The organism is Hydrocarboniphaga sp., assembly GCF_028291725.1.
Classification (GTDB): Bacteria; Pseudomonadota; Gammaproteobacteria; order Nevskiales; family Nevskiaceae; genus Hydrocarboniphaga.
In genome coordinates, this window is sequence record NZ_JAQGNT010000022.1 from 22,927 (window position 1) to 35,623 (window position 12,697).

Here is a 12,697-nt window from a genome sequence, read left to right on the forward strand (position 1 = left end):
GCTTGAGCAGCGGATTCGGGTTCACAAAATATATGCAGAATGAGGAGGAAATGGATGAGCAGTAGCATCAAAACAGGCAGGCTGTGCGCGACGACTTTGGGCCTGTTGGCCTGTGCCGCAGCGGGGGCGCAGGAAGCGCCGGCAACCGAAGGGCCACAGGCGCAGACCACCGAACAAGCGGTTCTGACTCCCGAAGCGCCGGCTTCCGCAGCAGGCGATGACATCGGCGAGGTCATCGTTACTGCACGTCGGGTCCAGGAGCGCCTGCAGGACGTTCCGATTTCGATCACGGTCTTTAACCAGGATCAGCTGACCGACCGCAATATCACCTCGGGCAGCGATCTGGCCAATTACACGCCTTCGCTGACCGCCAATACGCGGTTCGGAACGGAAAACACCTCGTTCGCGATTCGTGGCTTCTCGCAGGAGCAGCGCACCACGGCGTCCGTGGGCGTGTATTTCGCCGATGTCGTTGCGCCTCGTGGCGGTGGTCCAGTGACCGGCGGTGACGGTGCCGGCCCGGGTTCGTTCTTCGACTTGGCCAACGTGCAGGTGCTCAAGGGGCCGCAGGGCACGCTGTTCGGGCGCAACACCACGGGTGGCGCGGTGCTGCTGGTGCCGCAGAAGCCGACCGGCACGTACGAAGGCTTCGTCGAGAACACGCTGGGCAATTACGATCTTCTGCATACCACGGCTGTCGTCAACGTCCCGCTCAGCGATAGCGTGCGTGCGCGTCTGGGTGTCGAGCGCAATCACCGCGACGGTTACCTTACGAACACCTCTGGCATCGGCCCCAAGGATTTTGCCGACATCGGCTACACCGCCTATAGGCTCAGTGTCGTAGCCGATCTGGCGCCGAACCTGGAGAACTACACGATCGGCTCTTACAGCCTGTCGGAAACCAACGGCGTTATTCCGAAGATCATCGCGGTCAACCCCGCGACATTGGCTAATTCCAGAAGCCCGGTTTCCTCGCTTGCCCAGATGGCGCTCGGTCAGCTCAACGCAGAAGCGGGTAAAGGTGACTTCGCGGTTGGAAACGGCGATCCCAATGCCTATACGCGCAACGAACGCTGGCAGATCATCAACACCACGACGTGGACGGCGAGCGATGCACTGACGGTCAAGAACATCGCCAGCTATGCGCAGCTCGTGAACGACCTGCAGGAAGACCTGTATGGTTCCGCGTTCGTGACGCCGGACAGTTTCGGTACGGATAAAGCCAACCGGCCGCAGGATGCGGGCGTCAGCGTTTACGCGATCGGGTCCGCTCCGGCTGCCGGCCTCCATTCGGTCGACCAGTACACGCTGTCCGAGGAACTGCAGTTCCAGGGATCGGTCGATGACGGTCGTCTGGTCTGGCAAGCGGGCGGATACTTCGAGTCCAGCGACGCTAACAACCCGAATGGTTCCGAGTCTCAGAGCTTTGTTCACTGCGACAACACGGCGACGCTGGACTGCAACGACATCGTTGGATACCACTATGCGGTCAACAACGGTCTGCCGGCAGGTGCGGTCAACGTAGGCAACCTCGGATATCAGGTCGGTGAGATCTCGTATCAGAACCTGGGCATCTACGCCCAGTCGACCTACGCCCTGACCGACCAGCTGAAACTGACCGGTGGGGTGCGCTACACCGCTGATGAGATGAAGGGCGAAGCCATCGTCGGCCGGTATGTGTTTACCGGTTCCGGTGCGGATCAGCCGGCGTTCTATTGCTCGAATCCCGACTCGGGGCAGGCGACCGGGCCGAGGGTCGGCCCAGCGGCGACCTCGCTGGATGAGTGCAGCGTCAGCTACAAGAAGAAGTCGAATGCCCCGACGTGGGTGATCGATCTCGACTACAAGCCCATCGACGACTTGCTGCTCTACGGTAAATACGCTCGTGGCTACCGTCAGGGTGGCGTGACGCCGTATTCCGCCAGTGGCGCTACCGTCTACGATCCCGAAAAAGTCAATTCCTACGAGATCGGGAGCAAGTTCAGCTTTCGCGGTGCGGTGCGCGGCACGTTCAACGTCGCGGCGTTCTACAACGACTTCCAGAACCAGCAGCTGTCCATCGGTTTCGCCGATCTCGTGAATCAGTCGGTTCCGGGTAACGTCGGTATCGTCAATGCCGGCAAGTCGGCCATCTCGGGTGTCGAAGTCGAGACGGTGCTGCTGCCGGTGCGCGGTGTGAAACTGGATCTCAGCTACGCCTACCTCGAGACGAAGATCAAGTCGATCGAATTCGTGGAAGCAGCTCCGCCGTATACGGCCGCGATCCCGAGCGCTGCCGAGGGGGACCCGCTGCCGTACACGCCGAAGAACAAGCTGGCGGCAGGTCTGACGTATACGCTGCCGGTGGCTGCCAGCCTCGGCGAAATTTCGATCGGTGGCACGTATACCTATCAGAGCAACTTCCTGGTCACCAAGTCGTCGCCTTACGGAGTCGTGGACGGTTACGGGCTCGCGAACCTCAACCTCAACTGGGCGCACATCGGCAATGCTCCGGTTGACGCCGGCTTGTTCGTGACCAATGTCTTCGATAAGTACTACTACAACACCGTTACGGGTGGCTATAACAATTTCGGATGGGAATCGGCCTACCTCGGCGAGCCCCGCATGTACGGTGCGCGCGTCCGCGTGAGCTTCGGCGGCTGAAGCAAGGGCATTGATGTAAACAAAAAGGGCGCGACGATGTCGCGCCCTTTTTGTTTACGGAACCTGCGCTGCTCAGATGCGATGCGGCGAAAGCCTCAGCGGAACAGATCCTGCTCCAGCGGTCTCACCAGCGTCGCTGCGCCGCGATCATCGGCGAAGTATTCTCCAGGCACACCGCGCACGATCACCATCGGTCTGCCTTCAGCCGCTTCACCGCCGACCAGCGTGGCCGTCGCGCACAGCTGGTCGGCGACGGCGAGTTGTGTGACCTGCAGGGACCGCCCGCTGCGATCCGGCTGCCCTCGAAAATCCACCAGCGGATCGAGCCCGGCGCAGCCCACGCAGGTACCGCAGACGCCCAGGCGCCAGGCGCGGCCGAAGCTGTCGGAAACCAGCACCGCGAGCCTGACGCCGTAGCGCTGCTGCAGCTTCAATCGCAGGCCTTGCGCCGAAGCGTCCGGGTTCATCGGCAGCAGCAGCGCTCGCTCGCCGGCATGCCCGGGCAGATTCGATTGATCGATGGCCGCGTTCGCCACCACGAAGCCGAGGCGATGGCGCACGATCAGCACGCCCGGTGCGACACGCAGCACCTCGCTGGATTCGCGCAGCACCAGTTCCACCAGGCGCGGGTCCTTGCCGCAGCCTGCGGCCAGTGCGCGCGCTTCGCTGCCGGGTTCGATCTCAGTGAGTTCGACGTAGCGGTTCTCGGCTTTCGAAACGATTTTCTGCGCGACGACCAGCACATCGCCGTCCTGCAGCGACGGATTCGGCATCGCCGCGACCGCCCGCTCGAACAGCTGTGCGAGATCGTCGCCCGGCCGCACTTCCGGGATGCCGGAGATTGGAACAAAGCTCAGCGCACCCGGCAGCGATGCGGCGTCGCTCACGCGGTCACCGGCGCTGAGGTGCGCCGCGCGATGGGCGCGTTATAGGTATCGGAGAGCGGCGCAGCATTGCCGGCGCGTTCGATGCTGGCGGCGTCGACGTCGCCATAGAGCGTGTTGCGCTGCCGCCAGGGACGGCCGATGGCGGCAACCAGCTGCTGCATCTCGGCAGGTGCCAGCTCCTGCCCATGCGACGCACCGGCCGCGCGGCTGATCGATTCGTTCATCAGCGTGCCGCCGAGATCATTGGCGCCGGCCTGCAGGCAGCGCTGGCCCCATTCGGGCCCGAGCTTGACCCAGGACGCCTGCACGTTGCGGATCAGTGGGTGCAGCACCAGCCGCGCGACGGCATGCATCAACAAGGCCTCGCGCAGTGTCGGCCCGCGGCGCGCACGGCCGCGCAGATACATCGGCGCCTCCATGTGCACGAAAGGCAGCGGCACGAACTCGGTGAGTCCGCCAGTCTGCTGCTGCAGATGCCGCAGGTGCAGCAGATGCCGCGCCCAGTGCTCGTAGCCTTCGAGGTGGCCGAACATGATCGTCGAGGTCGTCGGCAGCCCGGCGCGATGCGCCTGCGCGACCACGTCCAGCCATTGCTGCGTGGAGAGCTTGTCGGGCGCCAGCTCCAGGCGGATTTGATCGTCGAGAATCTCGGCTGCCGTGCCCGGCAGCGAACCCAGACCGGCGAGCTTGAGTTCGGTCAGGAACTCGCCGACCGAAATCCCCAGGGTCTGCGCGCCATGGCTGACTTCCAGCGGCGAGAAGGCGTGCACATGCATCTGTGGCACGGCCTGCTTCGCGGCGCGGCAGATGTCGAGATAGGTCTGGCCGGTAAAGGACGGATGGATGCCGCCTTGCATGCAGACCTCGGTGCCGCCGCGGTCCCAGGCCTCGCGTACGCGGCGGCGGATCTCATCGAGATCGACCAGATACGGCGCACCGCGCAGGTTCTCGTGGGCGCGGCCCTTTGAAAACGCACAGAAGCCGCACTTGTACAGGCAGATGTTGGTGTAGTTGATGTTGCGGACCACGGCATAGCTGACCGTGTCGCCCACTGTTTCCCGCCGCAGCTGGTCAGCGCTTTCGCAGACCTGTACGAAGTCTGCGCCGCGCGCGGTGAATAGTTCCGCAGCTTCGGCCTCGGCGAGTTCGACGCCGGCAACAGCGCGTTCGATCAGGCGGCCGATCGCCGAGCATCGCGGTGTCGCCAGCAGCGGCACGTCGCGCAGATCATCGGCGCTGGCCGCTTCCGCCGAACCCGGCGACCAGGTCCCGACGCGGGCGAAGCCGGCGCCGTCGGACAGGCGCAGCACCGGCGCCTGCAGTTCCGGCGCCAGCCAGTCGCGGCGCGCGAGCACGTAGCTCGGGTAGATCGTGAGGCGCTCCGCCAGATCGCAGCCCGCGCGCGCGGTGTCGGCCGCGAGCCGGTCCAGATGCGGCCAGGGGGCTTCGGGGTTGACGTGGTCGGGCGTCAGCGGTGACACACCGCCCCAGTCGTTGATGCCGGCGGCGATCAACTCCGGCAGGTCGCCGCCATAGAGATTGGGCGGCGCCTGGATGCTCATGCCCGATCCGAAAATCAGGCGCGCCGCGGCGATGGTCCAGCACAGCTCGTCGCTCGAAGGCTCCGGCGCATCGTGCATCTTGGTGCCGGGCTTGGCGCGGAAGTTCTGGACGATGATTTCCTGGATGTGCCCGTAGCGATCCGACAGATCGCGCAAAGCCAGCAGCGCGTCGAGCCGTTCGCGCCGGGTTTCGCCGATGCCGATCAGGATGCCGCTGGTCATCGCCACGCGCGCTTCGCCGGCCAGGCGCAGGGTTTCCAGCCGCCGCACCGGATGCTTGTCGGGCGAGCCGAAATGCGGGCCGCCGCGTTCGCAAAGCCGTTCCGACGCAGACTCCAGCATGATGCCCATCGACGGCGCCACCCGCCGCAACCGAGTGAACTGTTCGGCATTCATCAGGCCGGGATTCAGATGCGGCAGCAGGCCGGTTTCGCGCAGCACGAGACCGGCGACGTGTTCCAGGTAGTCGAGGGTGCTCGCGAAGCCCAGGCGGGCCAGAGCTTCGCGAGCACGCGCATAGCGCAGCTCCGGCTGGTCGCCGAGCGTGAACAGCACTTCCTTGCAGCCCAGCGCCGCGCCTTCGCGCGCGATGTGCAGCACGTCTTCAGGTTCCAGGTAGGGTTTTTCCAGCTTTCGCGGTGTCTGCGCGAAGGTGCAATAGTGGCAGACGTCGCGACACAACTGCGTGAGCGGTACGAACACCTTGCGCGAGTAGCTGATGCGACAACCCCAGCCGCGCTCGCGCAGCTGCGCGGCAGCCGGTGCGAGCGCACGCCAGTCGGTATGCTCCAGCAGCGCGTAAGCCTGCTCGCCGTCGGGACGATCGGTCAGCCAGGTCCGCAAGTCGGCGGCGCGTGCCGCGGTGCTGCTGTTCATGCTCTGCCCATGTTCAACTCATGCCCAGTTACGGGTCTGCGGGCGCCACGCCGACCGGCAGCCCTCAGTTGCTTGAGCACGCCAGCCGCTGCGCCGCCAGCTTTCGAAGTTCGCTGGACTTGATCTTGGAGCTGCCGGTGGTGGCCAGCTCTTCTTCGCGGAAGAACAGTACGCGCCGCGGCACCTTGTAGCTGGCCAGCTTCTCCTTGGCGAACTCGCGGATCGTGTGTTCGTCCAGCGACGTGTTTTCGAACGGCACGACGCAGGCGACCACGATCTCGCCCAGCGTGTCATGCGGCACACCGACGGTCAGCGTGACCTTGACGCCGGGGTGTGCGCGGATGACGTCGTCGATTTCCAGCGGCGATACGTTGGCGCCGCCGGTCTTGATGATGTCGTTGAGGCGTCCCTCCCAGTAGAGCCGGTTTTCCGCATCGACGTAACCGCCGTCGCCGGTGCGGAAAAATCCTTCCTCGTCCACGGTTTCGTCCAGCGGCACGCCGAGATAGCCCAGCATCAGGGTCGGCCCCTTGACCGCGATCTCGCCGCGCTCGCCCGTCGGCAGCACTTCGGCGGTCAGCGGGTCAATGATCTTGAAGACATTGCCGGGCTGCGGCTCACCGTGGCTCCTGTTGATCCGCTCGGGCGAGGTGCCGGACGGGAATATGGAGGAGATGGTGAAGGTCTCGGTATTGCCGTAGGCCGCCATCGGATCTTGCCAGTCCGTGTGCACGCTGGGGTGCCTGCCCAGGGGCGTCGTCGAGCCGACGTATTTCAGCGACGACAGGTTCACGCTGGCGAAGTTGGAGGCTTCTTCGAGCTGCTTCCACTGGTGTGGCCAGGCGACTGGAAGCGTCACCTTCTCCTGCTCCATGAGGCGCAGTGCTTCCTCGGCAATGAAGGTCGACTGCAGCACCAGGCTGCCGCCGCTCGACAGCGCGCCGCCCAGTGCCTGGGCAAAATTGCCCGACCAGAAAAACCCGTTCGCCGACCAGCAGCGCACGTTGGCCGCGACCTTGGTCACATCGTCGCCAGGCTGCAGAATTCCGTAGAAGCGCAGCCAGCGCCACAGCTGCAGGCACACGCCGCGATGGGCGTTCATGATGCCCTTGGGCTTGTTGGTCGAACCCGACGAGAAGAACAGCAGGCCAGGATCAGCCGGGCTGACCGTCGCTGCCGTGGCCCCGATGATCGCGCGCGGCACGCTCTCGCCGCGCTTGAGGAAGCTGTGCCAGCCTTCGATCGAGCCTTCGCCCTGGTCCACGCAGGCGAGATGCTTCAGGAACGGATATCGGGCGCTGCGCACCGCGCCCGGTTCGCTGGTGCCGATCAGAGGCTCGAGGTCGAACAGGATCTGCGCGAAGTCTTTTTTGAGCACGCGGCGTTCGAGCAGCAGCGCCGACACGCCCGATGATTGCAGCAGATAATCGAGTTCGGCCGGAGTGGAAAATGTGCTGATGCCGGTGGCGATGCCGCCGGCCATCGCGGCGCCAAAACAGCCCGACAGCCATTCCGGGCGATTGGTCATCATCACGCCGACGCGCTCGCCCTTGCCGATGCCGCAGGCGTTGAGTGCCCGGGCGACGGCCATAGCCTGTTCCCACAGCTCGGTGTAACTCCAGCGCGTGGTGCCCGAGGCCTCGTGCATTACCAGCGCCTCGCGCTCCGCGTAGCGCGCCGTCACCTCGCGCAGATAGCCCGGAAGCGTGAGCGATCCCAGGCCCTGCTCGTCGGCTAGCGGAGTGCCATGAATGATGGAAAGCGAAGGATTCGATGTGGCGCTTTTCATTAACCGATCTCAGCCTAAGGTTAGTTCGACCAGCGCGGTTGCATCGACGAGCGTACTACCATCCCGGTTCTTGAGTTTTACTTTCAGCTTGACCAGCGGCAGGCCCCAACTGCTCTCGCCAGCTTTTTCGTCGTCCACCCGGCGCGAGCCGGGAATCCTGCCGACACCGGCCGGCTGGCAACCGTGACCGAGGTCGAGCGCATCCGCCGCCGCCATCGACTGAGGCGCCACCAAGCCGCCGAATTCGCAGTTGCGGGCAAACTCGTGATCCCAATGGATCGGATAGGCATAGTCCATCGCCATCACCCAGCGGCGGATGTCGCTGGAGGAACACCGGTCCGACAGCTGCCTGCCACCGACGAGCTGGCCCACACGATGATCGGCGCCGCCAAGATCGAGCTGGACTTCGCCTCGTGCTGCTGCGGAACTGGACACTGCATTCCCCCTGAAATGACCTATTGGTTTAATTTTAAACAACAGCGTTGTTCGGTGTCGCCGCTAAGGCGCATAACATACTACGCTGCTACCGTGACCCGCTCGGCGAATACGCGGCGGCGGTGCCGCCGTCATCCTGCTACGGCGAGCCGGCGCTGCTCGTCATGTCGGAAGGTTTCAGCCTCGATGTCCCGCATTAGCGCGAACAGGGTGTCGGCGGCGGCGCCGCAGCGACGGCGCAATTCAACAAGATCTTCGGGGTAGTCGAGATCCAGCGACAGTGCTTCGATCGGCAGCACCTGGGTCTGCAGGCCGGCAGCCCGGGCAGCGGCCAAGTGCCGGCGGAAGCTGTCGCTGCCGAAGCAGGGTGTCAAAGACTGCGGCGGGGAGCAGAGCAGGGCATTGGTGCCGACGAAATGGCGATCCGGCACCACGACCACGCCCGGGCCTGCGCTACCCGCCGTGACGAGACGCTCGAGTGCTGGCGTCGATACCAGCGGCAGGTCGCCGGCGATCATCAGCAGCTGCGGCAGCCGCTGCGGCCGTAAGGCCTGCACGGCGGCGGCGAACGCGGCCGCTGTCCCGGTCTCGGCCGGCTGCATGATCGTCCTTGCGCCGAGACCCGCGGCGAAAGTGGCGACTTCGGTGCTGGCGGTGACAATGGCCACTTCATCGACGCCGCGTGTCGCCTGCAGCGCGCGGATCACCCGCTCGGCGAGCACGAACAGCAACTGCCGGCGCTGCGCCGGGCTCAGCATACCGGCCAGACGCGTTTTGGCGCGCTCGGGCGATTTCAAGGGCACCACCGCCCACATTCGCTCAAACTCCCCGGAGCCGGTCATCGACGACACGGTCTTGCTTTCGCTGCGGTGCAAAGTAGTTGTGCACCGCGAACTCGAACCAGTGGACGAAGAAGGCCGTTGCGTTGCGGCTGATTTTGGCCTTGGGTGCCACCACGTCGAAGCCATGATACGCGCCCTTGTAGATCTCGAAGGCAACGGGCACGCCGGCTGCCTTCAGATTGTGCACGTACTGCACCGTCTCGTCTCTGAAAGGCTCCAGGTCGCCGACAAAGGTACAGGTGGGTGGAAGCCCACGATAGTCCAGGGCCCTGGCCGCTGCGGCATAGGGCGGCACGTCCTTGCCGTAGAGTTCACCCAGATAAACCTGCCAGGCAACTTTGTTGGATACGGAGTCCCAGACCGGCGCGTCGTTGTCCGTCGACGATTCGCTGCGCATGCGGTCATCGATCATCGGGTAGAGCGGCATCTGGAAGGCGATTTGCACCTCGCCCCGGTCGCGCGCGTAGAGCGTCAGAGCGGCTGTGAGGCCGCCGCCGGCGCTCATGCCGCCGACCGCGATCTGATCATCCCGCACTCCCATCTCACCCGCCTGCTGCTTGAGCCATAGCAGCGCGTCGTAGCAGTCCTCAAGCGCGGCGGGATAGGGGGCTTCGCCTCCGAGACGATAATCCGGCGCGACCACGACGCATTCGCCTGCAGCGATCAAGCGTCGGTAAGTCGCCGTGTCCTGCTCCGGCACGCCCATCAGGTAGCCGCCGCCATGCGCCCAGAGAACGCCGGGTACGCCTGCGCGGGAGTTCAGGGGTTTGTAGATCACCAGACGCTGCTGGCCGCCGTCACGGCGCGGGATCCAGGTCTCGCTTACCTGCAGGTCTTTGGGCTTCCTGCCTTTGAGCAGCAGCGTGCTGAGCCGATTCAGCCTGCGAAACGCGGCCGGCGTCGACGGCCGCAGCAGCCGGCGCATGATCCTGCCGGTCCAGCGCAATTCGCGGTCGACCATCTCGCTGGTGACGTGCAAGGACGGCTCCTAAGTGCGGGCGTGCACGGCTCAGGCGCCCGTGATGCGAATTCCGACGCTGCGCCCCTTCTGCTGGCGATTGAGATGAAGCAACAAGGGAGTCAGGGATTCGATGGCGATGGCATTGCGCAGCGGCCCGACGTCGAAGCTGCGAACGCCCAGGTCGCGAATCAGCGCCATGGCCTGTTCGAGCGCGGCCTTGTCGTCTGAGCATGCCAGCACATCACAATCGATGTCATGGCTGAGATCGCGCAGGTGCACAGCGCTTACGTGATGCATCGCCGCCACGACCGGTGTTTCCGCGCCGAGAATCGCCTGCGCCTCGAGCGCCGCGGACTGGCCGGCCGGCAGGTTCACGCTGGTAATCTTCGGCGGCTGCAGCGGAACCGTGATGTCGATCAGCACGCGCCCGGCGAGTGCCGTTTTCAGCTCTTGCAGCGTGCTGGTGTGCGCCGAGTAGGGCACGCTCAGCACGACGATCTCGCTGGCCTCGATGGCCTGTGCGTTGCTGCCGCCCCGGATCGTGCGGCCGGCTTCCCTGCTGAACTCGATGGCGACTGTTTTCGCCCGTTCTGCGTCCCGTGAGCCGACGAATACATCGTGGCCGGCGTGGGCCCAGCGGATTGCCATGCCGCCGCCTTCCTTGCCTGTTCCACCTACGACTGCGATACGCATGTTTTCTCCTGGATTAATTTAGCGGCCGGGTGTTATTCCGGCGCGTCGCAACACCGCAGACCGGCGGCTGCAAGCTACATGATCAGTCCTTCGAAACCTTCGACAACACGTTCTCGGCGAAGCTCTGGGCGTTGTCGCACCACTCCGCGCGCGTGCGTCCGTTGATGCCGATTGCACAGCCGCTGACACCCATCGCTTCGAACTGGCCGATCTTGTCGATCAGTTCCGCTGGAGCCGGCTTTTCGCCAGGAGCCACGATGCTGCCGAGCACGATCTTCGGCGCATCGGTGCGCCCGGTTTTCTCGCAGTGTTCGCGTAGATAGGCCAGCCCGCCGGCCAGATCCTCCTCGTCGTTCATGGCCGCGGTGCGTGCGGTGTTGGACAGCTGGGCGCCGGTGAAGAACGGATACCAGCCGTCGGCCAGTTCCACTGCGCGGCGGATGGCACGCTTGGAGTTGCCGCCGACCAGCATCGGCGGATGCGGCTTCTGAATCCCGGCGGGCCTGGTGCGATTGCCCAGGGCCTCGTAGCCGCTGCCCTTGAAGGTGAATTCTTCGCTGCTCAGCGCGGTTCTCAGCGCGACGAGGTACTCGTCCATGATTTCGTTGCGGCGATCGAAATCAACGCCCAGCGCACGGTACTCGCCCTTGAGATAGCCCGCACCCAGGCCCAGCGTGACGCGACCGCGCGAGTACAGATCGAGCGTGGCCACCGCACGCGCGGTGATGAAGGGATTGCGGTAGGGCAGCACCAGAATGCCGGTCTGCAGCCGCAGCCGGGTGGTGGCCGCCGCAACGAACGACAGCATCACGAAGGGGTCCTGCGCATAGTGGCCGCCGCTATCGAGCCAACGGCCGGTGGGGCAGGGATGGTCGGTGACGTTGCCGCCATCGAAGCCCAGGCGCTCGACCAGTCGGGAGACTTCGACCACGGCTTCCGGCACGAGGAACTCTTCCGGATTTCCGGTGTGGTCGAACGGCAGGGTGACGTTGATCTTCATGCTGATGTCCCGATTTGAAAGTAAATGAAGTAAAGGGCTGCGCTCAGGACGGTATGTCGCCGGTCAGCGTCCACTTGCCCGCGCTGTTGCGCAGCCAGCCGGAAGAAGCCCAGGCCCCGCCATCGACCGGGATGACGGTGCCGGTGATATAGCTGCTCATTGTCGAAGCCAGGAACACCGCAGCCTGACCGCATTCGCTGTCAATGCCTTCGCGGCACAAGGGAATGCGCCGCGCGATGGCGGCAGTCTGTGCCGGCGTGGGCTGAATCCACTTCGTCGGATCGACCGGGCCAGCGTGATTGCCGCGGATGCCCGGCGTCACCGTGACGTCGGGCGCGATGGCGTTCATGCGAATGCCGTGATCGGCCAATTCCAATGCCAGCGTGCGGGTGAGATTGTTGATGCCGGCCTTGCAGGCCGCGTACACCGCGAAGTTTGGCGCCGCGCGCGAGGCTTCGATGCTGGTGACGTTGATCACCGAGCCGCCGCGACCGCCGTGGATCATCACCGGCACGGCGGCCGACGTTGCCGCCAGCACGCTGATCAGGTTCAAGTCGATGTGCTTGCGCCAGGAATGCTCGGATTGCTCCAGAAACGGCCGCTTGGTCACACCGCCAGCATTGTTGACCAGGATGTCGATCCGACCGAAGTGCTCCGCGGTCCTGTCGACCAGCGCGCGGATCTGGTCGGTGTTCATCACGTCGGTGGGGATCGCTAGCGCGCGGCGTCCGAGTTCGCGCACGCGCGCGGCGGTCTCCTCGCAACGCTCGGGAACAATGTCGCCGATCGCGACGTCGGCGCCGGACGCCGCCAGCGCGAGCGCAATGGCCCTGCCGATACCGCCGCCGCCGCCGGTGACAATGGCGACCTGATCGCTCAACAGTGAAGCGGCTTGCTGCATTGCGTCCACGCTCCTCGGTGTTGTCAGACGTCCGTGCATGGCGGCGCCCTTGTCTGGCCAGTCACTGACTGGTTTTTGACCTTATCCGCTGGCAGCTGGAATGGTCAA

General features: G+C 64.7%; 10 protein-coding genes. 1 reads left to right on the forward strand and 9 read right to left on the reverse strand.

Features of this window, described 5'->3' with window-relative positions:
* The first annotated feature begins 54 nt into the window (after positions 1-54).
* On the forward strand, positions 55-2,643 hold the full coding sequence (locus tag JWQ90_RS05465; protein ID WP_299690467.1) for a TonB-dependent receptor: 2,589 nt from the start codon (positions 55-57) through the stop codon (positions 2,641-2,643).
* A 95-nt stretch (positions 2,644-2,738) separates the two neighbouring features.
* On the opposite strand, the gene cofE is transcribed toward JWQ90_RS05465, so the two are convergent.
* The 9 genes from cofE to JWQ90_RS05510 form a co-directional block, all read right to left on the reverse strand.
* A complete protein-coding gene (gene cofE / locus JWQ90_RS05470; RefSeq protein ID WP_299690468.1) occupies positions 2,739-3,530 on the reverse strand; it encodes a coenzyme F420-0:L-glutamate ligase in 792 nt (263 codons plus the stop codon).
* The gene (cofH, locus tag JWQ90_RS05475) at positions 3,527-5,968 is read right to left on the reverse strand and encodes a 5-amino-6-(D-ribitylamino)uracil--L-tyrosine 4-hydroxyphenyl transferase CofH (RefSeq protein WP_299690470.1); all 2,442 of its coding nucleotides are present in this window, start codon (positions 5,966-5,968) and stop codon (positions 3,527-3,529) included. Before cofH ends, cofE begins: the two co-directional genes overlap by 4 nt.
* Positions 5,969-6,032: 64 nt before the next feature.
* On the reverse strand, positions 6,033-7,757 hold the full coding sequence (locus JWQ90_RS05480; protein ID WP_299690471.1) for a class I adenylate-forming enzyme family protein: 1,725 nt from the start codon (positions 7,755-7,757) through the stop codon (positions 6,033-6,035).
* A 9-nt stretch (positions 7,758-7,766) separates the two neighbouring features.
* Positions 7,767-8,192 (reverse strand): MaoC family dehydratase N-terminal domain-containing protein, encoded by a 426-nt coding sequence (locus tag JWQ90_RS05485; protein WP_299690474.1) that lies wholly within the window; start codon positions 8,190-8,192, stop codon positions 7,767-7,769.
* Positions 8,193-8,323: 131 nt separating this feature from the next.
* Positions 8,324-9,007 carry a 2-phospho-L-lactate guanylyltransferase gene (gene cofC / locus JWQ90_RS05490; protein WP_299690476.1) on the reverse strand — a complete coding sequence of 228 codons (684 nt, stop codon included), beginning with the start codon at positions 9,005-9,007 and terminating at the stop codon, positions 8,324-8,326.
* Positions 9,008-9,011: 4 nt separating this feature from the next.
* Complete coding sequence (locus JWQ90_RS05495) at positions 9,012-10,013, reverse strand: alpha/beta hydrolase (RefSeq protein WP_299690478.1); 1,002 nt, start codon at positions 10,011-10,013, stop codon at positions 9,012-9,014.
* A 30-nt stretch (positions 10,014-10,043) separates the two neighbouring features.
* Positions 10,044-10,688, reverse strand: coding sequence for an NADPH-dependent F420 reductase (gene npdG, locus JWQ90_RS05500; RefSeq protein ID WP_299690481.1), 645 nt, complete (start codon positions 10,686-10,688; stop codon positions 10,044-10,046).
* 82 nt (positions 10,689-10,770) lie between these two features.
* Positions 10,771-11,688 (reverse strand): LLM class F420-dependent oxidoreductase, encoded by a 918-nt coding sequence (locus JWQ90_RS05505; RefSeq protein WP_299690483.1) that lies wholly within the window; start codon positions 11,686-11,688, stop codon positions 10,771-10,773.
* A gap of 43 nt (positions 11,689-11,731) precedes the next feature.
* Positions 11,732-12,589 (reverse strand): SDR family oxidoreductase, encoded by an 858-nt coding sequence (locus tag JWQ90_RS05510; RefSeq protein ID WP_299690484.1) that lies wholly within the window; start codon positions 12,587-12,589, stop codon positions 11,732-11,734.
* Between the last annotated feature and the right edge of the window lie 108 nt (positions 12,590-12,697).